This is a genomic window from Oligoflexus tunisiensis (assembly GCF_001748245.1).
GTDB classification, from domain to species: domain Bacteria; phylum Bdellovibrionota_B; class Oligoflexia; order Oligoflexales; family Oligoflexaceae; genus Oligoflexus; species Oligoflexus tunisiensis.
In genome coordinates this window covers 6,400,874-6,426,042 of the sequence record NZ_BDFO01000001.1, presented here as the reverse complement: position 1 = coordinate 6,426,042, position 25,169 = coordinate 6,400,874, and the positions used below count along the sequence as shown (strand labels likewise).

Sequence of the window (25,169 nt, the reverse complement as noted above, 5' to 3'; positions counted from 1 at the left end):
TGAGTGAAGGAGCCGGCAGGCTCCCTCAGCTTTCAGGAAGCCTTCCGGTCATGGTAAGTGAAGGCATGACCGTTGATGTCAAACTTTTGCCCGTCCTGGAGCTTTTGTTTTTTGTCGATCAGCTGACCATCCAGGTAGACCAGGCTTCCGCTAACCGGCTTCAGATAAACAGCTCCCGATAAGCCGATTCCGATCCTGGCCTGCCGCGTCGCCACCGAATGATTGACCTCGCCCTGGCTTCCTATTTTGATGCTTCTGCCAAACGGCGGGAGCCGAATCTTGGACAGATCGATGACGTTATCGCGGAATTTCGAATCGGGAACCAGCAGACCTCTCTTAAAGGCTGTCCGCTTGAAGTAAGCAGCATACCCCACGATGAGCAATCCGAACGCGACCGCAGCAGCAAGGGGCCATTGATCGGGACGGACCTCTTGCGTGAAGTTCATCCCGGTTTGGAGTTCGCTTTTGCCCACCAGGCGGCCTCTTTGGGAAGCCTGAATGGCCTCGGCCAGGCTTCTATCAACCTTGTCGAGTTCCACATAATAGACGAACCAGGGCTGATTGGAAGTTTTGGAAAAATACTTCTGGAAGAGCTGTTCGAAATTGAGCTCTTCCTTCCCCTTGAGATGCGGCGGCGGATCATGAATGCCGTCCGTATAGAGGACAATATCGACCTTGCGCTGGCTGTCTTTCGCCAGCAACTCCCGCGTCACGAGATCCAAGGAATAATCGATGACTCCCTTTAAATTGGTCCAGTTGCCCTTGGCCTGGATCGCATCGATCCTGCTATTCAACTCATAGAGATCACTATTGGTGCGGACGACCTGGGAGAGCTCAAACCTGGTCTCGCTGTCGAATGTGATCAGGGTGAACGTATCACCCTCGTGGTAATCAAAGCTGAGTTTCTTCATGGACTGCTTGACGTTATCCAGCAAGCCGTCCTTCTTCATGCTGCCCGAGGTGTCAACGATAAAGACCGTCGTCTTATTCTCCTGGCAGGCAAAATGCGAAAGGCCCAGGAAAAGACAGGCAATAAATCTAATCCGCATACTCATAAAAATGACCTTGTTCTCTTTCTGGAGATACCTGGTTCAACATAAAATTGCTATCGGCGCGGATTCTCGAATTTGTGAGGCTGTCGAACTTGTCTTATTTTATATAATTATTTCAATATGTTATATGATAAGTCATCCAAATAATCGTAAGGCCCTGCTTTCAGGCACGTTGATTTTTAATTTTGGCGCTATCACCAACCTGTATGCGGAAAATCCGTCAATTATCCATCCCTTGCCCCTAAAGTGAACATACACTTCACCGAAGGAGTTCTTGAAATACCTGGGAGAAATATCATGACCAACGATCGCCGCAACCGGTTCAATAATGACAACGAGGGAGACAGTGGTTTCAAGGATGCTCCCGTGCCCAATTCTGAAGATATGTTCGAAACGAACAATGCCGACTTCGAGGAAGATACGAGCAATCTTATCGACTTCTTCAAATACCCCAAAGAAAAGCGTAAGATTGCTGAGTTTGTCGAGAAGACTTACAAGGAATATGAGCGCGAGTCCGTCGAGAGACAGGTCTCCCGCGTCGAGAACGAGAGAAAGAGCAATGTAGAGGGTGAGACGCCTTACTACAAGCCTGGCCACATCGGTTCTCTCGTCTATGAATACATGAACATGGTGGGTGTTGAGTCAAGCTTCGTCAGCGGACTTCAGCACACCAAATCGTCCCTTACCAAATCGATCCAGCAACGCGTCGATGAGATCAACACGCTGCTCAGAGGCGTGGGTGGTTTCAATCGCCAGATCAAACCTTCCTTCTCCCGCTGTTCGGTGATCTATCTGGAGCAGGAAGACCCGCGGAACCATCACCGGGAACGCGTGATCTTCACGATCAACATCGCTGACTTTGAACTCCATTTGGCGATGGACGGCGGTGCGAAAACCGAAGTGCTGGAGGATGGCCGAACCCTGCAAAGATGGGTATGGGATGATGCAGTCAACAATCTTTCGACCATCGTCTCCAATACCGGCTTGAAGCCAAAATATGTGAAGAACGATAAAGAGACGTGTCATCTCTCGATGCGCCAGTACCTCGTGCCGCGCAACAAGAAGACTCCTGATGAATTCTTTGAATTCGACCTCAAGTACTGTGATGAGGATACCCGCAAAAAGCTCAAAGAAGATTTCAAGAAAGAGGCTGGATCCTACGAAACCAGGATCAAGAAGCTTGAGAAGAAAATCTACGGACGCTTCACCAAAGAGCGCACCCGTGAGGATCTGTCGGCTGAACTTATCCGAGTCAAGAAGGATTACGAATTTTTCCTGGCGACCCACCCGGACCCGGATCAAATGGATACTGGACTTATCTTTTCCATCCATTCGAATACGATGAAGGACTATTCCCTCACCAAGGATAAAATGCAGGTCATCATGACCAAATTCATCCTTTCTGTGAGTCGCATCGCGGAAGACCGGTCCATGGACAAGCAGCTGAGCAATCTACCGACACAGCGCTCAAAATATCGCGATTCTCTCAATGAAGAGTCGGCCTGATCATCTGAGGCAGGATACACTTATGAGCAACGACACCAAGCAGAACCAGGCGAAAGGCCCAACCGATCTCGATGAGGATATGAACGAGATCGCGGGGGCATTCGCCGAGTTCCTTCGGGATCCGACCAACAAGCGGCGCTTCCATCTCTTTCTCCTCGACTACTACAAAGAGCTCGAGACTGAGAAGGTCGATTCGATTATCTCCCGGTTGAATACCATGCGGGAGTCGGATCAGGAGCACCAGACGGATGTCCACGAGCCATCGAACATCAGCGACCTGCTGCAGGACACCTTCAGCATCAAGGAGGCCGAAGCAGCCTTCGTCGAGACGCTTGGTTTCGCGAAAAAGAGTCTGGATCGGGCGGCTGAAGGTGCGGCTCAGGAAATCCGGAATGCCCTGCATGAAGGTTCCGGAATCCACGAACAGGTTGCCCCATGGTATGCCAAGTACATCGCTGCCTATCTCCAGTTCCGGGATCATAAAAGGAAGCATCGCGATATGATGATCCTTTCGGTCCATATGCGGAAGGATGATCTGGACCCAAGCTGGTTCTCCAAAGACGGCTCGATCAGCGACTGTTGGGATCATGCGGTCGCAACCATGACCCAGATTCTCAATGATGGTGGTCTGAAGGTTACCTATGTGAAAAATGATAGGCAGGATCGCCTGCTCGTCATGCGCCAGGAATTGGTCAGCACGACCTCCCCTGATGAATATTTCGCGATCAGACTCGAATATGAAACCCCTGAGCGCCTCAAAATCGGCGTCGACAACTATGAGAAAATGAAACTGTTCTACCAGGAACGGGTGCATGCCCTGCAGCACAAACTGATGAAACAGACTGGTTCGGCCCAGCGGGACCAAATCGCCCGGGAATTAAGATCCGTACGGCACGAGCAGGATTTCTTCCTGGGTACCGTTCCTGATCCCAAGCAGCTCGGCGAGGGCATACTCCTGACCCTCGAACTCTCCAGCACCCAGGACTATCATCTCATCAGAAACAAATTGCAGATGATTGTGAGTACATACCTCGATCTGATGGTCAAAGACGACGGTGAACGGGGCCGCCTGGAAAGGCAAAAGCAGCGCCTCGCGGCCAATGAAGACGTAATCGAATACGAAGTGGATGTCGAACATCTTCGGCCGGTACGCAGGCGGAAGAGTAGTTAAGACACATGTGGTGAATAATATTAAGGAAAAATTAACCAAGGCCCATCAACCTAAAGGCAGAGCGAAGATCATCCGACCCTATCCCTGTAATCCCGTACAGGAGCCATGCTTCCGCAAAGTCTTTAGTTTTAAGGAGTATGTGACGTGACTGAGAACAAAAAGCGTTTTAACCTGGATGATGATCAGAGTAAAAGCGAAGGCAATGCTCCTGCTCCTGAGCAATCGCAAAAGAGCGCGCCAGCGCAAGGTGAAGAGTATGACGAGGATTACTATCACGATCCTTCGCACTCGACGCCTGACAAATACCGTGAAGACACTTCGAAGCTCATCGAATATCTCAAATATCCTGAGAACAAGCGAGCCCTGGCCGAATTCCTGACCCAGACCTATAAGGAAGTGGAGAAGGAAAGCATCGAGCGGGTGATCAACCGGGCCATCTATGAGCATAAGTGCGAACTGGAGGGAGCCAAGCCTCACCATAAGCCAGGCCACATCGGGCCGTTGATGTACGAATATTTGAACATGTGTGGTGTGGAGAACGCGTTTGTCAGCGGTCTGCAGCACACCAAATCTTCGATGACCAAAACCATCCAGCAGCGGGTCGACGAGATCAATACGCTGCTGAGGGGCGTCGGTGGCTTTAACCGTCAGATCAAAGCCTCACTTTCCCGTAGCGCGGTGGTTTACCTGGAGCAGGAAGATGCCCGCAACCCACACCGGGAGCGAGTCATCTTCACGGTCAACCTCTCGGATCACGAACTCAGCCATCCGCTGAACGAGGAATCCGGCACCATGGAGACCGAGGATGGGCGGACCCTTCAGCGTTACTCCTGGGACTTTGCGGTCAACAATCTTTCGGAGATCGTCTCCAATACCGGCATGAAGCCAAAGTACGTTAAAAACGATAAAAATGCTCTTGATTTTACCATGAGCCAATACCTCCTCTGTGAGGGCGAGGAAGCACCTGACGAATACTTCTCCTTCTCCATGCGCTACGTCAACGACCAGGCCAAGGAGAAAATGATTCAGGAGTATACGCGTAAAATTGCTGAGTTCGATAAAAAGATCAACGACCTCAGGAAGAAAGAAAAGGGCCTGCTGGTGAACCGGAAAAACCGGGATTTCTTCAAGGAGCAGGCTGATTTCCTCGAGGCGGATCGCGAGTTCTTCATCGGTACCCATCCGGATCCGCGGGAAGTCGATACCGGCATCCTCTTCTCCATCCATGCGAATACGATGAAAGACTATAATATTACCAAAGACAAGATGCAGGTTATCATGACCAAATTCATCCTCTCCTTGTCCAACATAGCCGTGGATAAGAGCATGGATGAGCAGCTCAATACCGAGTATTCAGCCAAAGCTCGTGAATACGGCGACGCGCCGAAGCGCAAGGAAACCAGGGCTCAGGGTAAGAGTCGCCGCGTGATCATGAAAGACGACCTCAAGAAGCCCAAGGCTTCCTGACCGCTCAGGTCTCACCGTCAAAGATTTGGCACTCAGTAGGAAGAGCGAAGGCTCTTCCTGGTATTCTCTGGACTGAACCCTTATAATAGGGTTGAGGATAGGTCCTCCATTCTAAAACTCAGGCACTGCGTTTGACTTGGTTACCCTTCGATATAGTGAGGCTGGCATGTCAGCACTATTCTGCTCGCTGGAAACGCTCTTCAAATACGCAAAGACCACCGACGATCTGAATAAACTCATCGCTGGCCTTCAAAAGATTAGCCGTTGCTGCGAAGGCATCAAGCAAGGCCTCAGTCTTGGCGATATCGTCAATGACCCACAGAATCGCAAAAGTCTGGTCTCGCTATTTGACAAGCAGCTGCCGCAGGCTCTCCTGGCGATTGCCAACTATTCACTTCAGGATCAGACGCAGGCCAGTAGCGTGCTCAACAAAGGGATACGTGCCCATCGTGGATCCTATCTCTATCGTGCGCTCGGTGGCTGGAAGCAGTTCCAGATCACCCTGGTTTGCACCATAGTGGATGACGACGGTCGCTTCGATGTCCGGTTGATCAATGCAGCGAGCCGGAGCGATTGGGAAAGAATGCAGGACCTGCCGGCTGGAACTCTGGTTTCGGTCTATCTGAAGACAGTCAAAGGTGAAGGCACGTTGGCCCAGGAATCGTCGGCGCTCGAGCGCGTCATCGAACTGCTGGATGCGGTCCAGTTCATTCCCGACGAGAAACCTGAGTTCAAGCCCGAACAGAAGGCCGCGAGAACTCGCCAGAACGTCCACAACCGCTCCAATGGCGTCAGCATCGACATGACCACACCCGTGTACAGCTTCGACGTCAAAGTCAATAAGCTGGATACCTTCGTGCATGCTGGCAATGCCAATCTTATCGCCAGAGTCATTCGGCAATACCCTGGCCAGGTGACGATGACGGTCATACGCGAGAATATCGAAAAAGTTACGGTCAATTCCGATTCCATTTGGGCCGCGAGCATCCGAAACGGTGAGACCATTCGCTATGAATTCTTCGGGCCCCAGCCACCCCATGAAGACTTTGTCAAGGAACTGGCACAGGCCACCAATAAATATACTCAGATGGACAAGGTAGGGTGATGACATGTCACAGCTGAAATTGGATAGTTTGGTTCACGCTGGGCTCGATGTCATTGGAACCTTCTTTTGGGCTCTGGATCATGGGACTCCCAAAGATTATCTCAAGGACTACATGGAAGCGGCCAAAGGTCGTAAATTTGGTCGGTTGAAGCAGATCAGCGAATTGCTTTACAACGACGTTCCGATGATCCCACGCAGTTTTGTAACGCCCAATACTGTGAAGCATCTGCGGAAAACTCCTCAGCAGAATTTCTTCATCGAACTCAGCGCCGTCCTGGATCGCTATGAAGCCCTGACCCAAAGGGAATTCGGCAGCAAAGAAGCTCCTCTCTTCATCACCGTCGAGGACAACTATGGCAACCAGGTGCGCAACCTTGGATGCAGCCTCGAGAACCTGGCAAGCCTCATCCATTTCTTCGGCAAACAAAAGGCCTTGACCATGTTTGTCGATATGATGGAAAGCTATACTGCGATTGTGCAGGGCCTGAGTCTCAACTTCAGAGAAATGTTCAACATGAAGTGGGATCGGGAAACGGGTGAAGATGACCTGATGAAGGTCAGCGAGGAAAGCTTCGGCGACTTCGTGATGCGGTATTACCGTGCGGCCAGCCAGCAGTCAAAGAAACCCTTTCCAGCTCAGAAGGAAATTCAGCTGGTCGAAGCTCTCCGGGCGTTTTGCTTCGCCAACGAGACGACAGCCAGGGAGATCTTCCTCGTCGCTCATATCGACTGCACCGTCTTCGGCAAATCCTCCGAAGGCGTGGCCTTCAGCCGCCATCCCTTTTCCGGGGAAAATGTGGTTTACGGAACTTATACAGCCGGAGCCTTGCAGCAGAAGGCCACGCTGATCAGCCAAAGCCAGCGGCCTGATCAGAATGAGATGACGCTGGAGAAGTTTGCTCCCGACTCCTTGCACACCATCAAAGGTATTTTGCCCAAAGTTGTGAAGACGCTCGGCTACGATGTGGAGGCCCATTTCGTTTCCAATGCCGAAGGTCAGGTCTACTTTGTTGATTTCAACAAGGCTGACTTGAGTCCCAAAGCGAATCTGATGTCGACGCTTACGCTCTATACGGAAGGCATGCTGAGCCCTGAAGAGGCGGCCTTGCGCATTGACCCGCAGGATGTCGAGGTCCTGCTCCACGACAGCCTCAGCGAAAAATCGAGAGTCGAGCTGGAAAGCTGCCAATCGAGAGGGTTGACGGTATCGCCTGGAACCGTTGCGGGTCACGTGTTTTTCAATACCAAGGATGCGGTCGCGTGGCATGAAAAAGCCAAAAGCGAAGGACAGGATGCCAGCGTTATCCTTATTACGGATGAGCTTCTGATCAAGGATACGGCTGGTCTGGATGTCATCAGAGGTTTGATCACCCGCAAAGGAGGGACCTCGTCCCATGCGGCTGTGGTTGCCAGAGCCAATGGCATTCCCTGCATTGTCGGTTTTGAGGGCCTGAACGTCGATCATGCGCGCAATGTGGTTCAGATCAATCAGCGGGAAATCACTCCCGGGACCTTGATGACCATGGAAGCCACGGACGAAGGCCGCCTTTATTTTGGACGCGGTGAACTGGCCAACAACGCGGATCAGCAAACGGTTATCAAGCTGACCGCGAAGCTCTTCTCCCGCGTTCTGCAGGAAAAGAAGGTGCCTTTGGAAGTTCGCGTCAACATCAATAAAGCCAAAGACGCCGAAGTTGGCCTGCTTTTCGGAGCCGCAGCCGTTGGGCTTTGCCGAACCGAGAATATGCTGATCCAGCCTGAAGCCCTGAGGGAAATCCGTCGCATTATTCTCCTTGATGATCCTGCCGCCTATGAAGGCAGTCTGCGCCGTTTGGAAGCGATGCAGGAGACCGGGTTTCGCGATATCTTCACGGTTCTGAATGGACGCGAAGCCAATATTCGCCTGATGGATATGCCGCTTCACGAGCTGATGCCGCATAATGAGGCTGAGTTTGCTGACCTTTTCCAATCGCTGCAGGACGTACCAGGGCTGACCAAGGAACAGATCAAAGCCAAAACCGCCACATTTCATGAATCGAACCCCATGCTCGGTCTCCGTGCCTGCCGCTTTGGAATTCTAAGGCCGGAAATCTATGACATGCAGATTCGTGCGATCCTCCGGGCTGCCTATCGCGTTCAGAGTGATGGCAAAGCCGTAGCTCCGGGCATCATGTTCCCTCTTGTGAGCAGTCCTCGGGAATTGGCCAGGATGCGGGCCCGGGTCTTTAAACTCGATGAGGACATCCGGCAGGAGCTCGGACTTTCTTATGAGGACCGCGTGCCAATCCGGGCAGGGACCATGGTGGAATTGCCTTCGGCCGCAGTGCAGGCCCAGCAGATTACACCGATGAGCGATTTCATCGCGTTTGGCACCAATGATCTGACTCAGACGGCCCTTGGCATTTCCCGTGATGATTGCATGAAGTATCTTCCTCTCTACGTTGAGGAAGGGATCTTTCCTGATCTGCCCTTCGAAAGACTGAACCCTGCGGTCAAGGAGCTGATTGAGCTCGCTGTCCATCGAGGACGCTTTGTCAGACGCGATACATCATTCGGCATTTGCGGCGAACAGGGAGCGGATCCGGATACCATAGATTTCTGCCTGGAAAACGGCATCAACTACCTGAGCTGCTCTCCCTATCGGGTGCTGCCTCTACGGGCCGCGATGGTGCAGAAGGTTTTAAAGGGTCTTGTCTGAAAGGCCCTGCACCAGCCTCATCCGTGAGTCCAAAGCCGGTTGCAGCGACAGCCCGCGCAGCCACCTGGGAAACGTCTGGCTCTGCAACTTGAACACATCCGAAAAAATCTCGGAACGCGGGGGATGATGAGGCGTAAGGTTCGACAGAAAAGTCGCATACGCTGACCTGCCAAAAACCCCAACAACCGCCTCATCCGCCCGCAAAGCACTCGAGCGACTGAACAGCCAGAACACAACCGCGCCTGGAAGCGTCAGCACCACAAGCAAAGCACAGGTCACGACCATCTCAACGCCTTGCGACGATGTCTGTTCCTCCTCAGTCTGCCGCAGGCTCGTACCCAATAGAAAAGCCAGCATTCTGGCAACATAAAGCGTAAACGCAAACAGCATTCCCTGCATGAGGGCCAGGGCTCGCAAGTCACCGCTCCTGTGATGCAGAAGCTCGCGACTGATCAGGATCTCCAGTTCCTCCAGACTGAGCTTCTGGACAGCACCTCGCGATAGCGCCAGCGTGCTGTTCTGCAGCCGCGGCCCCACGATATAAGCGTTGATCTCTTCGCCATTAAAAATCCCAAGCTCAGGCGTCCTGACCAGTTTGAGGCGTTCCTGCGCCTGATCGAGAGCCAGCTTCGCTTTTTCCAGATCCGGATCACTGTGTTCGGGCGTGAGGAGATCGACTTTCATGGCCCAGTCGGCGATGTGCCGAGCCATCAGGAAACAGCTCAAGCCTCCGACGACAGCCCATCCGGCCATCATCTGCCACACTTTCCAAGGATCGCGTTGCCATTCCACAAACCGGGCTTCCAGCGGGATGACTTTATACCAAAAGAAGAACATGAACATGATTCCGGCAAATGTCAGGGCCGGAGCAAGAATCTTTCGTAACATGGGATCTCCACCTGTCAGCGGTATCGAACGTGACAGAATTCACAGATATCTGATTTTTACGTCAGATTCCGAGTCATGAAAACAAAAAAGATAAACATTATCAAAATGTTACATTATTGCTGGAAAGTGGGAAATTTGTGCTAGGGCTCCTGTTGGCTCAATCGAAACTCGCTGGGCGTCATGCCGATTTTGGTCCGAAACAGTCGCGCGAAATAATTGGGATCCGTAAAGCCGACCTTGGCTGCGACAGCGCTGTTTGGCAAGGAGGAATAAGCCAGAAGGCGTTTTGCTTCCAGAAGACAGCGATCCTGGATGATCTTCTTGGGCGGAAAACCACAGGCCCGGGTCACACGCATGGTCAAAGCTTTGGGTGTCAGTCCCAATTTCTCAGCATAAAATTCGATGTTGTGATGCCGGACGTAGAAAGTATTCACCAGATCAAAAAAATTATGAATGACTCCGCTCGTCTCGACGGCAATGGCTTGCGCCGGAGAAAATCGAAAGATGAGAAAGATGAAGGTGAGAAGCCTGAGCTGCAGAATGTTTTCCCACTCCCGATGGCGCTCTTTCTGCTCCCGTATCATGTCACGGCAAAGATGCAGGACGCTTTCGAACTGATCATCGCTCGGGCGCAAAACGTCAGGAATAGCGTAGATTCGGGCCATGTGATCGTCGGGAGCCTGCACCTTTCGGATGGCGCTGAATTCAAATTCCACCAGAAAACCCCTGGTGTCCGAACTCAATTCCCAGGCATGAACCTGACCGGGCTTCACATTGAAAATCAGGCCCGCCTCAACCTCATGTCTATTGAAATCGATCTCGTGCCAGCCCTGACCTTGCTGAATAACGACCAACTGAAAAAAGCTATGTTTATGAGGGAAGGGAATCCTGGGATGGAGCCGGGTTTCCAGATCGTTGACCCGAATCATTTCCACCTTGCTGGGCAGCAAGGCGAATGCCCCCATGCCATGGAGGCTCAATTGCAGGCTGCGATCAGGTTTCCTAATGGACACTGGTTTTATCCAAGTCCTCCGGTCTGTTTTGAGCCTTTGCAATGGCCTGCAGCACCACATCACGGATCTGTTGGCGTTGCTGAGGTCCCACTTTGAATTCCCCCTCACAGGTTTGCAGCATGGCGTCCAGGTCCTTGGGATTTTCGATGCCCTGATTCTCCCGGAATTGACCTTCGATGCATTCACTCAGGCCCTGGGCATAGCCGCGTCGGGCCATTTCCTGCGTCAGGTTCATGAAAACGCTTTCGAGGTTGCTCTCGGGTTCCTCGACCTCTTCTTCTGTGATCGTCGTGTTCAGTTCACCATCAAGGCTTTGCTCACTGATGCCGCGTTCCGTGGCGATGGATTCCACTTCCTGCGCCTGGGTTTTGCTGACCGGCTCCGGCTGCTGCCCCTCCAGGATCTCCGACATCTCAGGTGGCTCCGGTTCCTCGCGGCCGCCAAAGAATATGGATGAAGCGGCCAGGATCATGGCCAATATCAGGACAAAGCCCAGCCCAAACTTTACGTGGTTCATTCCTTTCCTTCCTCCGCGCTTTCAGAATGTTTACCGCAATTTTGCAAGGGACGCTAGCACCGTCAAAGTTCCCACTTCAGCCAAAGTGATGCCATGGACAGAACCGACGCGATCCTGTAAAAATTCACCTTTCACATGGGAGAGGCCAATGTCCAAGCAGAAAACCCGGCTCGTGGAACAACTGATGCCTCTGATCGAAGAGGAAATTCAGGTGCTGCAAAAATCGCTGGACAGCGCCTCGGAAGCCGCCACCCATCCGGAAAGCAAACCGGAAAATAAATATGATACGCGCGGGCTGGAAGCCTCGTATCTGGCGGGTGCCCAGCGCGAACGGCTGCAGGAACTGAAAGCCATGCTCACGCTGCTTCAGACCATGGTGATCCGGAATTTCACCGAGCAGGATCGCATCGCCCCCACGGCACTCGTGGAACTGGAGCAGGACGGACGTCCTTCCCTCTATTTTATTTTGCCTCTGGGCGCCGGTTTCACCCTGCAATGGGAGGGGCGACCGGTTTTGGTTCTGACGCCTCAGGCGCCGCTCGGCCAGGCGCTGATGAACAAAACGGTCGGTGATACGGTGACCGTGAAAACCGATGCCAGCCGCAAGGAATATGACATCATCCATATTCTGTGATCAGCCCCGGGCACGACAGCTTTGATAACGCTGCTTGACCCGATTGGCAAACCAGGACGTGGAACGGTTACGCGCGAGTTTCGGTGAGACCAGTTCCACATCGGGTACCCGAGCATAGGGAGGCTTGCGCCTTTTTTTGGCCTCCCAGACTTCGCGTACCTTTTCCCAGGTCTCCGTGTCTTCAAAATCCGCGCTTTTTTCCTTCCGCGCATCACGGCGGATGGTCCAGGCTGAAACATCATGTTTTTCACCAAAGGCGAGCATGGCCTTGAGGCTTTCCGAATCGATATCTTTCGGTTCACCGTCCTCGTCATAAACAAGAAGATCCCCGTCCAGGGCGAGTTTTCGTCCGGTGAGATCGCTCAGCATGGCCTGAAACGCAGCATTGCGTGAGGCATACATCCCTACATTGAAGTCGGCAAAGCGATAGATAAGGTCATCATAGGAAGCCGGATAATCGATAAGGCGCGCCGTGCCCACACGAATGCCGCCCATGCGCGTGTAAAGATACTCGCGCAGCTGCTCGTCGGTCATGGACTTCAGGTCCTCAAGATCACGCGCATACGAAATTTTCACCTGCATGGATCCGGCCGTCGTCACGGGATTCAGGTTTTGCAGCGAGCCCTTGCCCAGGATCAGGGAAAGGCCCGAGGCGATGGCATAGGGACCCGGCATGCGTTCCCGATAGGCGTTGGCCATATCACGGAAAAAGCGATCGAGATCGCGTTCGGTGCGCAGTTTATTGATGCGCTGATGAAAAGTTTGCGAGCTGCCCGGCGCCTTGCCCGACAGAAGCGTATTCAGAGCCGGTTCGGCAAGTGGACCCAGTTTTGCGAATTTTTTTCGCAAACCTTCGCGGACGATTTGGGGAAGGTTGGGCACCACGGGATCGGTCTGATAGCCGGATTCCTGTTCAATCACAGCAATAACGGCACAGACACGTTCCGCCGTCAGCTCCCGATCGATCGCACGAATGGCGAAAGCAATATCATCCGCCCAGCCCACCCGATCCGGCACATGGGCCGGAATCCGTTGCACGATGTTCTCCGTTGTCAGTTCAGGCGTCGTGGGCTCGATGAGCCCATCAGGGCTGGGGGACACACAGCTCAAGAGGTGGACAGATAACAGGATAATGGCGAGGAAGGCATGGATGTTACGCATAATTGTCTTTCTCTGGTCCATTCCACAGGGTCGCGGCTCAAAAACCTCCCCCATCTGACCCCAGGCGGGCTCCAGAGACAACGAATTTTTTAATGAGCCGCGGCATTTTGCAGACAAAAGACCGCCGGCCCGGTAATGGCGAGGATGCTGTCCTGCCGCCCGGGACGGATCGGAGCCCCACCGGTGAAGGAACCAAAGGAAGGCAGAACGCCGCAATCCGCCTGCAGCCAAAAGCAGGGCAAACGCATGCGTTCCTTGCGTGAGCCGACATGAACAACAGGGTGCAGATGCCCGCACCAGGTAAAGGTGGACGGCTCGGATTCCGGATGATGACGGAAGAGAAAGGGGCCATCGGCATAGGGTTCGGTGGCCACCTCCATCTCCCACGCGGGAGGCAGAGTGAAATGGCGATCATGATTGCCGCGAATAAAAAGAATTTCGGTGGAAAGGGATCGCCGCCAGCTGCGCACCGCTGCATCCACGTCGGGTGTGAGACCCTCGGCGCCGTGCATCAGATCACCGAGCAGCACAAGCCGTTCGATATGCAGGGTGTCGACCAGGAACTTCAGCCGCTGCAAATCCTCATGCAGAATCGCACTGCTGACCGGAATGCCGGCCATTTGAAAAATCTCAGCCTTGCCCCAGTGCAGATCGGCGACCATCAGTGTTCGTCGCCGAGGCCAGTGGACGGCCTTTTCGGGGAGGAACGCGAAGATCTCGCCACGGATTTCCCGCTCGACTGTTTCCATGAATTTTTGATCCTTTCGATGCGATCGGCCAGTTGCTCCGAGGAAATCTGCGCGCTGACCCGTTCCATATAAAGAGGAAAGGCGAGCGGGGAAAAGGTGCGGGTGTGCTCAAAATGAAGGGGCGTGTTCTGCAGCTTCAAAAGAACCTGATGGAGGCCCTCGCAGTTGAACTGCTCCTCCATCACCTCAAGTTCCGCCTGCCTGACGAGAAGATTCCCCGGATCAAAACGCCTGAGCACATCAAACAAAAGTCCGCTGCTGCTTTGCAGCTGTCTTTGACTATGCCGACGACCCGGCAGATTTTGATGCACGAGACCGGCCACGCGCGCGATGCCACGGAATTTACGCCGTGCAAGTTCCGTATGATTCAGAGCGGACTCCAGATCCTGATACATGTTTTCCGGGCTTAAGAGCCCGCTGATCAGATCGTGCTTCCATTCCACTGGAATGGAACAGACGATTTCCAGTCCATAGTCATTGCTCGCCAGGGAAAAGGTCGCAGCCAGCACCCGGCTCATGCGATAGACGAGCAGCATGCCAAGACTTTCATGCACGGACTGGCCTTCAAAGGGGAACAGAAAGAAATGCTGGCCCTCACGGCTTGTCGTGATTTCCGCGAGGATTTCCCGCGCCTCCGGCCAGGCCGAAATCCTTTTTTGCGTTTGACGCACAGCGTCCAGGGCGGACAGGTCCGGATCCTCGCTGAGATCCTCGGTACGCGCCAGCTCTTCCACGACTTCGCGCATAAACGGACTGAGCAGCGGTGACCAGGGCAGCCTTTGCCCAAACCAGCTGGGAATCAGGCCCTCTCCTGCTTTTTTGCTGAGCCTTGTGAAAACGGTGAGATCGGCAATGCTGACAACTTCCATCCAACGGCCGGCATAAAGAAAACGATCTCCCTTATGCAGACGGGCCGCGAAACCTTCCTCGATCGAACCGAGAGTGCGACGCCCCAGTTTCACAATCATGCTGGAATCGGAGAGGATGGTTCCAATATTCTGCCGATGCCTTTGCATGATGCGGCGATCCTTGACGATGAATGTGTCGTCCTCCAGCACCACACGACAGTATTGAGGATAGGCCTTCAGCACCTCGCCGCCTTCCACCACAAAACGCAGCACCCAGTCGAAGTCCTCGCGCTCCAGGGCCCGGAAACCATAGGCCTGGCGGACTTCATCATAAAGCGCATCGGCCTGAAAACCTCCGCCCATCGCACAGCTCACCACATGCTGGATCAACACATCCAGAGGCTGCTCCCGCGGTTTTCTGGGTTCGATGAATCCCGCCTGCAGGGCCCGGCGACAGGCGGCGAATTCGATCAGTTCCAGATTATGGGTCGCCACCAAAAGCAATTCCGAATCCCGACCCGGGGCATGGGCGGAACGTCCGGCGCGCTGAATCAGACGACTGATGGATTTTGGGGAACCGATCTGCATCACGCGATCGACTTCCGGAAAATCCACACCAAGATCCAACGATGACGTGCACACCACAAAACGAATGAGTCCTTCCTTGACGCCGCGTTCCACCTGCTCCCGCGTCTCTGGATCCAGGGAACCATGATGCAAGGCCAGACGATCCTCCCACTCGGGGCGTATCATGAGCAGACCCTCGTGCCAGCGTTCCGCCTGCGACCTTGTATTGGTAAAGATGAGTGTGGAAAACGCCGGATCCAAAATCTCCGCCACCTGCGGCAACATGCGGAGACCGAGATGCCCCGCCCCGGGAAGACGATCCTCACCCTTGGGCAGCAGTGTTTGCATCCGAATGGTACGGGGGGGAAGGCCGGTGATCAAAAGAGGCTGCGAACCCATGCCACAGGCGGCCAGCGCGGCCTCCTCGTGATTGGGCAGGGTCGCGCTAAGCGCCCAGGTCTGCGCGTCGGGACAAAGACCCCGCACCCGGCTGAGGGAAAGTTCGAGCAGCGAACCCCTTTTACTGGAAAGAAGTTCATGCCATTCATCGATGATAATGCCTCGCAGGCTGCCAAACAGCGAGGCGGTATTGTCCTGGGTTAAAAGCAGAGCGAGTGATTCGGGAGTGGTGATCAAAATTTCCGGCAGCTGCATTTTCTGCTGCCGGCGTCGGGCGGCGGTGGTATCACCGGTCCTGGTTTCCACGCGCAGATGCAGACCGAGATCCACACAGGGTTTGTGCAGGGCCTGCTCCACATCACGCGCCAGGGCTTTTAAAGGAGAGATATAGAGGAGCCGCAGACCGCGCTGCCCATCACCGAGTTCCGGTAGAAAACCAAAGAGCACGGCATAGGTCTTCCCGCTGCCGGTCGGCAATTCCAAAAGCCCATTTTCACGCTTTTGAATGGCCTCCCAGGTCTGTCTTTGATGAGGCAAAGGCGTCCAGTTTTGGGTGGCAAACCACTGCTCACGCCAGGACTCACCTTCGGTGCGTGTCCAAAGCCTGGCTTCAGGATTATGAGAGGTCCTGCGTACGGCCATCGATCAACTCCCGGGCCCGTTCGAAGGTATCCGCTTCATTCAGCTGCGAGAATAAGCCTGGTCTGTGGAGGTGTCAATGCGATTAAGGACAGGTGAAATCCCCCGGAGGACTCTGAAGTCCTCGCGGGGCAAGCTTCACTAACACTGATACCGACACATCGACCTCCCGCATCTGCGGTCGATCATACCTCAACGAAATGAGAATCGGGTAATAGTCCCTGGACGCTGCGGTAGTAGCACTTCACGCCGAGCTTTTTGCAGAAGGAAACAAAGTTCTGGTGATACCAATGAGTTTTCACCGCGGTTTCAAAATTGCGATTCGATTCCTCCTCGTCAATTTTGTCCGTTTCCCCAAGCCGGGACTCATCAATTTTGATCGAGAAATGAGTGCCCAAAGGCTCGCGGAACTGCGGTCCTTCCAGGCCTTCCGCACGTGCCTTCTCTTCCATCTCCAGACGCTTCTGCCGGCGCCGCAGCACGCTCTTGCCATAATCTTCCAGAATGGTCATCACAATGCGCAGAGCGTTGGGAGATTCCTTCAGCCAGCCCAGCAGCGTCACGCGACCTTTGGCTTCCCCGTTGGGCAGCTCCTGCACCACGAGGTTGAAGCGGACACCGCCTGAGGTCTGGATATGCGTTTCTTTGTCTTTTTTCAGAATGATAAGATCGCAGTTTTGGTAACCCTTATACCAGTAGCGGCCACTTTTGAGTTGGTGGTCACCCAGCACGAATTCAGCATTGGAGAGAGCCTTTTTAGCAAGGCCATTTTTTAGTACGAGCGTCGTCATGGTTGATTGCCTCTTTCCATTCGGGTTCAAGCGAAGGAGACCCCATTCTAGCCATAAAAATTTATGGTGCAATCAGGAAATGCGATCATGGAGCAATCCCATACAGCATCTGAGAAGCTCGCAAAATTTTCTCTGAAGAAGGCTCTGCAGCTGGTGGAGATCGCCGTAAAGCCCTTCCCCAAGGCGGCCCTCTTCGAGTTGGCGGAACGTGGGTGGAACACAACCTTCCAACAGGTTCTGGCCTGTATGATCTCGGTCCGTACTTTGGATGAGGTCACCATACCGGTCGCCGAACGTCTTTTGACGCGGGCGCCGACACCCGATCGGCTACTGGAACTGACAGTGGAAGAGGTGACCGAACTGATCCAGGAATCCACCTTTGCCGGAACGAAGGCGCACAACATGCTGGAAATAGCCCGCGTGGCCTGGACGCGCTACGGGGGTGTACTGCCCTGTGAGGAAGCGGTGCTGCTGGCCCTTCCAGGCATTGGTCCCAAGTGTGCGAACCTCGTTTTAGGCATCGTGGGCGGGCAGCCTAAGATCGGCGTGGATATTCATGTGCATCGGGTGATGAATCGCTGGGGCTACGTGCAAACGACCACGCCGGAAAAGACTTTGCGTGTTCTCGAAGAAAAAATTCCAAGGGCAACCTGGATTGAGGTCAATCGCCTGCTGATGCCCTTTGGCAAACACATCTGCACCGGACGCAGGCCGCATTGTCCAACCTGTCCTGTCCTGCCGATTTGCCCGCAGATCGGAGTATGAGTCCGAAGCGAGGCGAACCACGCTCCGGAAAATATCGGGACTCAGTGAGGAGCGGCGGACTGCTGCCTTTCCGATCGCTGGCTGGTGCTGCTGCTGCCGCTGCTTTGCAGCATGTCTGCCAGGTGATCCTTGAGTTCAATCACCATCTGCCGATCCTGCTCGATGACACGATTGAGCATGTCGATGCAGGGCTGTGAATTCTGCTGCTCCGCATCACGCAGGTATTTTTCACAGGCTTCCAGACCTTCCGCTTTATTGTGCAGAACACTGACAAAGTCATACAGAAGATTGTCGATCGGACTGGCAGGCTTTTGTGAAGTAGCCATGGTTGATCCTTTCCATAATGTTGCTGTTGGTATATCTGCTGCAAAGAGGATGCCGACACACACTATGGAGGAAACCATGTTCAAGTTCCCGTACATCGTTCGACCGATGCTCCTGTCCCTGACCTGTCTCAGTTCAACCCTCGCAGCCCAGAGTCAATGGCCGTTCTGGGGCTATGACATCTCCAACAGCAAATTTCCGGCCGCCGAGAAAACCATCAGTCCGGTCAGCGTCAAAAATTTGCAAACGGAGTGGGTATTTGAAGCGCGCAGTAGTGTCTATGTGTTCCCGACCATACAGGACCACTGGCTTTACTTCACCGACTATCCCTTGTTTTCGGTGAGCAGCGTGATCAACCCGAAGGAGGATGGCGGCTGGCTCTATGCTCTCGATCGCCATACAGGCGAGAAAATCTGGGAGCAGAGTATTTATTCTTACAGCGGCAGCAAAGCCAACATCGTCTCGCGCAGCAGCCCGGCGATTTTTGAGGACATGCTGATCATCGGTGATGCGGTCAATGTCCGGACCGCGGCGCAGGCGTTTCATGAGGCGCGGGCCTCGATGTATGGGATCGATCGCTTCACGGGAAAACTCCTTTGGAAGACCGTGGTCGAAGAGCATCCGGCGGCTCAGATTACCCAGTCACCTGTGGTGCATGACGGGGTGGTTTACGTGGGGGTGTCATCCATCGAACTGGCCATACCCGGTGCGCTCGGGCCCCTTTATGCCTGCTGCAGTTTCCGCGGCAGCATGCTGGCGCTGGATGCCCGGACCGGGCGCATACTTTGGAAGACCTACACTGTTCCGGACAATCAGGGGCGCACGGATCAATTTTCCGGCGGATCCATCTGGGGAAGTTCACCCTCCATCGATCCTGAACGTGGCCTTGTTTATGTGGCTACCGGGAATAATTACGATGCGCCGCAGGCTCTGAAAAGTTGTCTGCAAAAGGCCGACAATGATCCCGCGCGGGAGGAACGCTGTTATGAGGAGCATGAACCCAAGGATAATTATTTTGATTCGATCCTGGCTCTGGACATGAAGACTGGAGCGGTGCGGTGGGTTCAAAAGGTTTTGCGTTATGATGCCTGGAACTTCGCCTGTCTCAGCAAGGTGATACCTCTGAATCCCATTACCCTGGCGTGTCCGAAGCCCAGCGGCGGCGACTTTGATTTCGGCCAGGCACCCATGTTGATTAAGAATGTGAAGTATCAGGATAAAACCGGGGACCTTCTGGTGGCCGGGCAGAAGACAGGACTTTTCTGGGCCTTCGATCCCGATCGTGACGGCGAGGTGGTCTGGGTCACCCGCGTGGGTCCTGATGGACTCTTTGGTGGGCATGAGTTTGGCTCGGCGACGGATGGACAGAGGATTTATGTCCAGATCACCAATTTCGAACACAAGGACATCGTGCTGACCGCCGGACCTTATCAGGGGCAGACCACACGCAATGGTTTGTGGGCGGCTCTGGATATTGCGAGCGGACGTCTCCTCTGGCAGATGCCTGTTCCTGGTCATGATCCTTTGGCGGTGGCCATGGGCCCTTTGTCGGTTGCGAATGGAGTGGTGTTTGGCGGTTCATTGGATGGCGTGATGTATGCGCTGGATGCCGCGACCGGGCAAATCCTTTGGAAGCATGAAACAGAGGGTTCGATAAATTCGGCCCCATCCATCGTTGATGGGGCGCTCTATTGGGGTAGTGGTTACCCTATAGGAACTGCAGATAACAAACTTTACAAGTTTGCCTATCCAGAAGCTTGTTCAGGTGATGGTTGCTGAGATAACTCAGCTTCCATCAGACGTCGTCGGTTATTCAATAGGCTGTTCAGGTGAGGGTTGCTGAGGTTGCTCCACTTCCGCCTGAAGCCTTTGCGCTTCGGCCAGATGTTTTTCCACCAGCTGGCGGGAGATGGCGATGGTGGCTTTCAAAGCGTCGTCGCTATTTCCTGCCTCGATCTGGCTATAGAGTTCCAGAGTTTTTTGGTGGCCCATAATCATGGCTTCGAGGAAGGCTGAACGGAATTCCTCCTGAGGTTTCTGGGCCAGGTTTTGGGCTTCCTGATCCATCATGCTTCCCACGAGCTGAGCGCTTTCTTCAAACTGGCCTTCCTCCAGGCTGATGCTCTTCACGTTGGCCAGTGTTTCGATCATTCTATTCATCCAGGCATGATCGCGGGCCAGTTCATCCGCATAGCGCTGCAGACCTTCATCCGGGTTTCTTTCATAAACCAGGTCAGCGATTTGGATTTCTTTTGCATTGCTGACGTAAAGCACTTGAATCACTTCACGGGTGTCCGAGACGTCCACCTGGGTCTCGGAGGGAACCTGATCAGGGGTTTGAACTTCCGGTTCGCCACCGGGTTGAGTGGGTTCGGCGGGTGCCGTGGGCTGCGCGGCTTGAGCCGTCAGACTCAGAAGGGACACAAAAAGACCTGTGCAGAATTTTTTGAAAACAGACATGATAGTCTCCTCAAAAGTGGTGGATTTATCCTTCAACGCTTCTCACCTTTCTAAAGGCATTTCTCGTTAAAATATATCCGGTGGATCTCCCATCAGCCCATTTTTTCACAAAAATGTTTCCGTTTTCGACGTGTAGCCGCCGCGCTTCAGCACGTATCCAGCTGACGACAAAGATTCCTGTGCGCGGGTTGAAAAGTGAAGAGTGGAGAGGATTTTGCAGGATTCTGAGCACGTTCAAGGAAGGAGAACACCATGAATCGCTTGACACATTGGATGGAATCCCTCTTCAGGCGTTTCGGCTGGCAGGGTATAGTTCCCAGCGGCGCGATGCCGCCGGATAATACCGAAGTATTTGATACAAAAAGACAGCCGGAACAATACGCAGAGTTTGAGGACGGTCGTCCCAATCGAATATCCTAAAGGAAATGCGGAGCCTGGACTCCGCATTCCTGCTTATTTGATGCCAGGGCCTGGACGCCGGTTGTACCAGGATCCAAAGTAGTAACGTATCACGGCAAAGAGCACGACAATCGCAAGGCTGACGCCGATACAGGCCATCAACGTATTGCTCATGCCCTCCGTGACTCCAACAAAGCTATAGGCTGTGGCATAGGTGGCACCGAGTGAAGCAAGGAACTGCAGGCCCAATATGACCGCAAAATTTTTCACCTTGAAGACGAAAAAGCAGACAAGCTCCACCAGAATGCTGACGAACATGGCAATAATCATCAAAGCCCAAAGCATGACAATGCTCCTTTTCTACACAGACTGTGTGAGTTCCTTGCCGAACACCCTTGGCAAAGGTTTGAGGTCTGGCCTGGCTATCTGCGGCAGCCCCGGAGACTCCTTCAGGATACGGGTTGCAAGATCCTTGCAAAGTTGATCATCGTTATGATGGATCTCATCGAAGAGCCTGTTGACGAAAAGGCGCCGGCTTCTCAGCCAGTAAAGAGCCTTGGGAAGATTGCTATCCCGTCCTTCGGAAATTTCTCCCTGGACGCGACTGGCGACCAATGCCATCACCGCGAGTTCAATGCCGATATCCACGACCCGTCCCAGCAGGAGCTGCTTGTATTCCATCGCCGCCCGATATTTCATCATCTGGTGAAAAAGAGTACGGGCCAGCTGTTTACTGTGGCGATCAATCCAGCGCAGGTGACGCGCGAGCTCCGGCTCAAAGCCAGGATAGGATCGGAAGAAGGATAGGAACGATCCGAACCAGAGTTTCATATACCAGACGGGATAGAAAGCCGCGCATCGGAGAAAGGCCTGCCTTTTCTCCTGCGATGTCGAGCGGCGGAGCAGGGCTCCCGCTTTTTGAAAATGGGGATCCACCGCCTCACGGGCCAGGAAGAGATGCATGATCTCCGTGGAACCTTCGAGGATGCGATTGACCCGGGTGTCCCGCATCCAGCGTTCCATGGGGATGGATGCTTCGCCGCGCTGCTCCAGCGAACGGTCGGTCTCATAACCACGCCCGCCGCGCAATTGAATGCCGATATCCAGGGCCTTCCAGAATTCCTCGGTGGCCCAGAGTTTGGCGGCCGCGGCTTCCATGCGAATATCGACGCTGCCGGCATCGGAGAGCTGAGCGGTGTAGGCGGCCAGGCTGTCCATCGCATAGGCGACGCCGTTCAGATAAGCGAGTTTTTGCATGCCCGGTTCATGCTGCCCCACGGGCCGTCCCCACTGCACGCGGCTCTTGCCCCAAAGGTTGCTGAAGCTCGCCAGCTCATGGGCGGCGGCCGCGGACAAGGCAGGAATGCTGAGACGACCGTCATTGAGTGTGGCCAGGGCCAATTTCAAACCGCGGCCCACATCACCGACGACATTCTCTTTCGGGACTTTCACGTTATTGAAACGAATCAGACCGTTCTCTATGCCCTTCAATCCCATGAATTCGCAGCGGTGCAGAACCTCCACACCTTCCCAGCTTCCTTCCACGATAAAGGCCGTCACCTGTTTGATCGTCTGGCCTTTTTCCACGCGATCCGGCGTGCGCGCCATGACCACATAAAGGTCCGCAATGACTCCATTGGTGCACCAGAGTTTTTCACCATTCAGGATCCAGTATTGCCCATCGCTGGAAAGTTCCGCATAGGTTTGCACATTGGCCGGATCGGAACCCACATCCATTTCGGTCAGCGCAAACGCGGTGATTTCGCCACGGGCAATCCGCGGCAAATATTTCTGCTTTTGCTCGGCCGTTCCGAACAGCTTGAGAGGCTGCGGGACACCGATGGACTGATGAGCCGACAGCAGAACAGCAGTGGAAGTGCAGTATTTTCCAACCACCGCCAGAATTCGCATGTAATTCGTCTGCGAGAGGCCGAGACCACCATATTGCTTGGGTATTTTAATCGCAAAAAGCCCGAGTTTCTGCAGACCTGCATAAACGTGCTCCGGTATTTTGCCAACCCGATCGATTTCCGCGCCGTCGATATTATGGCGAGCCCAGGCATCGACTTCGCGGCAGATGGCATCACCGATGGCTTTATCCTCGGGATTCTGCAAGGGATAAGGAAAGGCCAGGGACATATCGAAATCGCCCATAAAGAGCGAGCCTATAAAGGACTTGGATTTCCATACCTCTTCCCGGCTGGCCTCGGCCACAGCCATCGACTGCTCTTCGGCCGTGGAACGTCGGGAACTTTCGACACGTGTAACTTTCGGGTGTTCACCTCTCATGACGGCTCCTTTCGCCTCGGTCTACCCTGGTCCTGCATCCTTCATTCCAAGATGGATGACTTGAGGCTTTTTAGGCATCCTTTCGGATGTGGCTTGGAAAATGCAGACCTTCCTTTTAGCTGCCACTCCCAGCCCGGAGGACTTTATGAGCGGGTTTCTTTCATCGCTTGTCTGGCGCGGAATATCAGAATGGCTCGTGGTGCATCACGATATTGACCGCTTTCGGGGGCGCAAGGCCGTGCTGGCAATTATGGCCACCGATCGCAATCATCCGGAATTCCAAAAGGCCAAACAGAATTTTGCTGATCTCAAGGCTGCGGACGACCTTGTGCTGGTGGCTGAAGATCATCCCAACGGACCTTTGCATGATCGTTTTCACTGCAAGCCGCAGGAATTTTGCTTTGCCCTGATCGATCGCGAGGGCAATGCGGTCATGCGGGGCGATCGCGTGCCGAGTCTGCAATCGGTCCGCGCGCGGCTGTCGATGGAGCACGCCTGAACACACCGCATGGTGTCAGGCCGTAGGTCCTGTTTCACGGGTGCGCAGCAGCTGATAAATGCGAGGGTCGATGCGGGTTCTCAAGGGGGGAAGCAGGGTGCTTTTCATTTTGGGCAGATCAAGCTCCGGATGAAGGTCCACCTCACGATTGTAGGCGTCCACCAGCAGCGGCTCAAGAATCAGCACATCCTCAGCATTGTAAGTCAACAGCGTTTCAAGAGCGCCGGGCTCGGCTTCCTCATGGAGGCGCCACAGCCGGACGGCATCGTAGCCGTCGAGATCCATGGAACTTCTTTGATGCAGATGGCTGCTGGTTTTTTGAATGGCCTTGAGTCCGCCCTTGAAACCCTGACGCCTGAGCCAGGGACAGAGATCAATATGGGCCTTTTCCATGGTCAGGCCGAATTCGGCGCTTAAGAAAGGCAGGTCATAGGCCGCGCCGTTATAGGTGCAAAGCAGGGCGGCCTCATCCAGGATCCAAATCAAAAGATCACGTTTGCGATGGTATTCATATTCCTGATGCAGCGCGCCGCGGAAAAAGAAGGCAATCGCTGTTGATTCTGCCGCAGGAGGCATGCCGCCGTTGGTGGCTTCAATATCAAAGTAGGCCAGATCGGAAAAGCCACCGGGAATGAGACGCCAGCGTTCGTGACCCGGGAGAGCACGATCAAAATAGTAAAGGTCACCGCGTTCCCAGGCCGCCAGGGAAAGTTCCAACGAGTGCCGCACATCATCCAGCCGTTTGGCCTTGAATAACTGTGGCGCCCGATCCAGGAGTTGTTCCCAGTCGGTGATGCCGATTCTCCAAAGGTGTCGCTCGGAGCGCGGGCCGACCCCTTTCAGATGGACAAACGTGCGTCTGAGAAGCTGGTGATGTGCGATGGAGTGTGACGTCATGTGGCGATTCCTATCCGAGTCTCATGCGGGCTCTGCATACTGCGGTGACTTTTTAACAAAAATTTCCCTACCAATGGGAAGTTTTTTAAGCATCCGAATTTTCGCTTTCTCGTGGTCGGCTATGCAGGCCCCGTAGCAGAGCGTTTCGGAGCAAATCATCCCAAGGACTTGAACCCGGGAAACACACAGGCGTGTAGTAAACTTACGAGAATTTGAGCCGAACTGGTCGGGAAAGTTACCAACGAAATACGCATAATGCTGAATAAAGTTGGGTTATATGAAAAATAAATGCATGAAATTCGCGTTTAAATCAGCGAACATTTGCGCCTTT

Annotated in this window: 23 protein-coding genes; 10 read left to right on the top strand and 13 right to left on the bottom strand. The window is 53.8% G+C overall.

Going from position 1 to position 25,169, the window contains the following annotated elements; genetic code table 11:
- Positions 1-32: 32 nt before the first annotated feature.
- Positions 33-1,055, bottom strand: a complete 1,023-nt coding sequence (locus tag OLTU_RS26600) for a VWA domain-containing protein (RefSeq protein WP_141735764.1) — start codon at positions 1,053-1,055, stop codon at positions 33-35.
- 294 nt (positions 1,056-1,349) lie between these two features.
- On the opposite strand from OLTU_RS26600, the gene OLTU_RS26595 reads away from it, so the two are divergent.
- The 5 genes from OLTU_RS26595 to OLTU_RS26575 all read left to right on the top strand — a co-directional run bounded on the left by OLTU_RS26595 (position 1,350) and on the right by OLTU_RS26575 (position 8,999).
- Positions 1,350-2,558: a hypothetical protein gene (locus tag OLTU_RS26595; RefSeq protein ID WP_141735763.1), complete on the top strand. Its 1,209-nt coding sequence runs from the start codon at positions 1,350-1,352 to the stop codon at positions 2,556-2,558.
- Between the two features lie 22 nt (positions 2,559-2,580).
- Complete coding sequence (locus tag OLTU_RS26590) at positions 2,581-3,729, top strand: hypothetical protein (protein ID WP_141735762.1); 1,149 nt, start codon at positions 2,581-2,583, stop codon at positions 3,727-3,729.
- A gap of 144 nt (positions 3,730-3,873) precedes the next feature.
- On the top strand, positions 3,874-5,196 hold the full coding sequence (locus tag OLTU_RS26585; protein WP_141735761.1) for a hypothetical protein: 1,323 nt from the start codon (positions 3,874-3,876) through the stop codon (positions 5,194-5,196).
- 166 nt (positions 5,197-5,362) lie between these two features.
- Entirely contained in the window at positions 5,363-6,301 is a 939-nt protein-coding gene (locus OLTU_RS26580) for a hypothetical protein (RefSeq protein ID WP_141735760.1), read from the top strand.
- Between the two features lie 4 nt (positions 6,302-6,305).
- Complete coding sequence (locus OLTU_RS26575; RefSeq protein WP_141735759.1) at positions 6,306-8,999, top strand: putative PEP-binding protein; 2,694 nt, start codon at positions 6,306-6,308, stop codon at positions 8,997-8,999.
- On the opposite strand, the gene OLTU_RS26570 is transcribed toward OLTU_RS26575, so the two are convergent.
- From OLTU_RS26570 to OLTU_RS32125, 3 genes are all read right to left on the bottom strand, one after another.
- Positions 8,982-9,887 carry a M48 family metalloprotease gene (locus OLTU_RS26570; RefSeq protein ID WP_141735758.1) on the bottom strand — a complete coding sequence of 302 codons (906 nt, stop codon included), beginning with the start codon at positions 9,885-9,887 and terminating at the stop codon, positions 8,982-8,984. The two genes, OLTU_RS26575 and OLTU_RS26570, sit on opposite strands and share 18 nt — an antisense overlap.
- A gap of 140 nt (positions 9,888-10,027) precedes the next feature.
- Positions 10,028-10,900, bottom strand: a complete 873-nt coding sequence (locus tag OLTU_RS26565; protein ID WP_176736994.1) for a helix-turn-helix domain-containing protein — start codon at positions 10,898-10,900, stop codon at positions 10,028-10,030.
- Complete coding sequence (locus tag OLTU_RS32125; protein ID WP_176736993.1) at positions 10,890-11,417, bottom strand: hypothetical protein; 528 nt, start codon at positions 11,415-11,417, stop codon at positions 10,890-10,892. The genes OLTU_RS26565 and OLTU_RS32125 overlap by 11 nt, the downstream gene beginning before the upstream one ends.
- Positions 11,418-11,565: 148 nt before the next feature.
- Here OLTU_RS32125 and OLTU_RS32120 point away from each other — a divergent pair, with 148 nt between their 5' ends.
- Positions 11,566-12,051 carry a GreA/GreB family elongation factor gene (locus OLTU_RS32120; protein ID WP_176736992.1) on the top strand — a complete coding sequence of 162 codons (486 nt, stop codon included), beginning with the start codon at positions 11,566-11,568 and terminating at the stop codon, positions 12,049-12,051.
- On the opposite strand, the gene OLTU_RS26550 is transcribed toward OLTU_RS32120, so the two are convergent.
- From OLTU_RS26550 to OLTU_RS26535, 4 genes are all read right to left on the bottom strand, one after another.
- Positions 12,052-13,212 carry a DUF1615 family protein gene (locus OLTU_RS26550; protein ID WP_176736991.1) on the bottom strand — a complete coding sequence of 387 codons (1,161 nt, stop codon included), beginning with the start codon at positions 13,210-13,212 and terminating at the stop codon, positions 12,052-12,054. It abuts the gene before it with no gap.
- 89 nt (positions 13,213-13,301) lie between these two features.
- On the bottom strand, positions 13,302-13,961 hold the full coding sequence (gene pdeM / locus OLTU_RS26545; protein ID WP_141735753.1) for a ligase-associated DNA damage response endonuclease PdeM: 660 nt from the start codon (positions 13,959-13,961) through the stop codon (positions 13,302-13,304).
- Positions 13,874-16,417: a ligase-associated DNA damage response DEXH box helicase gene (locus OLTU_RS26540; protein ID WP_141735752.1), complete on the bottom strand. Its 2,544-nt coding sequence runs from the start codon at positions 16,415-16,417 to the stop codon at positions 13,874-13,876. Before OLTU_RS26540 ends, pdeM begins: the two co-directional genes overlap by 88 nt.
- 182 nt (positions 16,418-16,599) lie before the next feature.
- Positions 16,600-17,205, bottom strand: a complete 606-nt coding sequence (locus tag OLTU_RS26535) for a hypothetical protein (protein WP_141735751.1) — start codon at positions 17,203-17,205, stop codon at positions 16,600-16,602.
- Between the two features lie 87 nt (positions 17,206-17,292).
- Between OLTU_RS26535 and OLTU_RS26530 the strand changes: the two genes are divergently transcribed.
- Positions 17,293-17,970 carry an endonuclease III domain-containing protein gene (locus OLTU_RS26530; protein ID WP_141735750.1) on the top strand — a complete coding sequence of 226 codons (678 nt, stop codon included), beginning with the start codon at positions 17,293-17,295 and terminating at the stop codon, positions 17,968-17,970.
- A gap of 41 nt (positions 17,971-18,011) precedes the next feature.
- Here OLTU_RS26530 and OLTU_RS32115 read toward each other — a convergent pair whose 3' ends face one another.
- Positions 18,012-18,296, bottom strand: coding sequence for a hypothetical protein (locus OLTU_RS32115; RefSeq protein ID WP_176736990.1), 285 nt, complete (start codon positions 18,294-18,296; stop codon positions 18,012-18,014).
- A gap of 76 nt (positions 18,297-18,372) precedes the next feature.
- Here OLTU_RS32115 and OLTU_RS26525 point away from each other — a divergent pair, with 76 nt between their 5' ends.
- Positions 18,373-20,073, top strand: coding sequence for an outer membrane protein assembly factor BamB family protein (locus OLTU_RS26525; protein WP_176736989.1), 1,701 nt, complete (start codon positions 18,373-18,375; stop codon positions 20,071-20,073).
- A gap of 30 nt (positions 20,074-20,103) precedes the next feature.
- On the opposite strand, the gene OLTU_RS26520 is transcribed toward OLTU_RS26525, so the two are convergent.
- Positions 20,104-20,754, bottom strand: coding sequence for a DUF4142 domain-containing protein (locus tag OLTU_RS26520; RefSeq protein WP_141735748.1), 651 nt, complete (start codon positions 20,752-20,754; stop codon positions 20,104-20,106).
- Between the two features lie 252 nt (positions 20,755-21,006).
- On the opposite strand from OLTU_RS26520, the gene OLTU_RS32110 reads away from it, so the two are divergent.
- Positions 21,007-21,174, top strand: coding sequence for a hypothetical protein (locus OLTU_RS32110; protein WP_176736988.1), 168 nt, complete (start codon positions 21,007-21,009; stop codon positions 21,172-21,174).
- Between the two features lie 33 nt (positions 21,175-21,207).
- On the opposite strand, the gene OLTU_RS26515 is transcribed toward OLTU_RS32110, so the two are convergent.
- Positions 21,208-21,498 (bottom strand): hypothetical protein, encoded by a 291-nt coding sequence (locus OLTU_RS26515; protein WP_141735747.1) that lies wholly within the window; start codon positions 21,496-21,498, stop codon positions 21,208-21,210.
- Between the two features lie 15 nt (positions 21,499-21,513).
- Positions 21,514-23,442: an acyl-CoA dehydrogenase family protein gene (locus tag OLTU_RS26510; protein ID WP_141735746.1), complete on the bottom strand. Its 1,929-nt coding sequence runs from the start codon at positions 23,440-23,442 to the stop codon at positions 21,514-21,516.
- A gap of 145 nt (positions 23,443-23,587) precedes the next feature.
- On the opposite strand from OLTU_RS26510, the gene OLTU_RS26505 reads away from it, so the two are divergent.
- Positions 23,588-23,941 (top strand): hypothetical protein, encoded by a 354-nt coding sequence (locus OLTU_RS26505; RefSeq protein ID WP_141735745.1) that lies wholly within the window; start codon positions 23,588-23,590, stop codon positions 23,939-23,941.
- Positions 23,942-23,956: 15 nt separating this feature from the next.
- On the opposite strand, the gene OLTU_RS26500 is transcribed toward OLTU_RS26505, so the two are convergent.
- Positions 23,957-24,838, bottom strand: coding sequence for a ribonuclease H-like domain-containing protein (locus OLTU_RS26500; RefSeq protein WP_141735744.1), 882 nt, complete (start codon positions 24,836-24,838; stop codon positions 23,957-23,959).
- Positions 24,839-25,169 lie beyond the last annotated feature (331 nt).

Coding starts and splice junctions, on each gene's coding strand:
- OLTU_RS26515 (WP_141735747.1), bottom strand. CDS start 21,498: ATGCTTTGGGCTTTGATGATTATTGCCATGTTCGTCAGCATTCTGGTG.
- OLTU_RS32120 (WP_176736992.1), top strand. CDS start 11,566: ATGTCCAAGCAGAAAACCCGGCTCGTGGAACAACTGATGCCTCTGATC.
- OLTU_RS26530 (WP_141735750.1), top strand. CDS start 17,293: ATGGAGCAATCCCATACAGCATCTGAGAAGCTCGCAAAATTTTCTCTG.
- pdeM (WP_141735753.1), bottom strand. CDS start 13,961: ATGGAAACAGTCGAGCGGGAAATCCGTGGCGAGATCTTCGCGTTCCTC.
- OLTU_RS26520 (WP_141735748.1), bottom strand. CDS start 20,754: ATGTCTGTTTTCAAAAAATTCTGCACAGGTCTTTTTGTGTCCCTTCTG.
- OLTU_RS26540 (WP_141735752.1), bottom strand. CDS start 16,417: ATGGCCGTACGCAGGACCTCTCATAATCCTGAAGCCAGGCTTTGGACA.
- OLTU_RS26590 (WP_141735762.1), top strand. CDS start 2,581: ATGAGCAACGACACCAAGCAGAACCAGGCGAAAGGCCCAACCGATCTC.
- OLTU_RS26575 (WP_141735759.1), top strand. CDS start 6,306: ATGTCACAGCTGAAATTGGATAGTTTGGTTCACGCTGGGCTCGATGTC.
- OLTU_RS26570 (WP_141735758.1), bottom strand. CDS start 9,887: ATGTTACGAAAGATTCTTGCTCCGGCCCTGACATTTGCCGGAATCATG.
- OLTU_RS26525 (WP_176736989.1), top strand. CDS start 18,373: ATGTTCAAGTTCCCGTACATCGTTCGACCGATGCTCCTGTCCCTGACC.
- OLTU_RS26510 (WP_141735746.1), bottom strand. CDS start 23,442: ATGAGAGGTGAACACCCGAAAGTTACACGTGTCGAAAGTTCCCGACGT.
- OLTU_RS26500 (WP_141735744.1), bottom strand. CDS start 24,838: ATGACGTCACACTCCATCGCACATCACCAGCTTCTCAGACGCACGTTT.
- OLTU_RS32110 (WP_176736988.1), top strand. CDS start 21,007: ATGAATCGCTTGACACATTGGATGGAATCCCTCTTCAGGCGTTTCGGC.
- OLTU_RS26550 (WP_176736991.1), bottom strand. CDS start 13,212: ATGCGTAACATCCATGCCTTCCTCGCCATTATCCTGTTATCTGTCCAC.
- OLTU_RS26595 (WP_141735763.1), top strand. CDS start 1,350: ATGACCAACGATCGCCGCAACCGGTTCAATAATGACAACGAGGGAGAC.
- OLTU_RS26505 (WP_141735745.1), top strand. CDS start 23,588: ATGAGCGGGTTTCTTTCATCGCTTGTCTGGCGCGGAATATCAGAATGG.
- OLTU_RS26600 (WP_141735764.1), bottom strand. CDS start 1,055: ATGAGTATGCGGATTAGATTTATTGCCTGTCTTTTCCTGGGCCTTTCG.
- OLTU_RS26580 (WP_141735760.1), top strand. CDS start 5,363: ATGTCAGCACTATTCTGCTCGCTGGAAACGCTCTTCAAATACGCAAAG.
- OLTU_RS32115 (WP_176736990.1), bottom strand. CDS start 18,296: ATGGCTACTTCACAAAAGCCTGCCAGTCCGATCGACAATCTTCTGTAT.
- OLTU_RS32125 (WP_176736993.1), bottom strand. CDS start 11,417: ATGAACCACGTAAAGTTTGGGCTGGGCTTTGTCCTGATATTGGCCATG.
- OLTU_RS26535 (WP_141735751.1), bottom strand. CDS start 17,205: ATGACGACGCTCGTACTAAAAAATGGCCTTGCTAAAAAGGCTCTCTCC.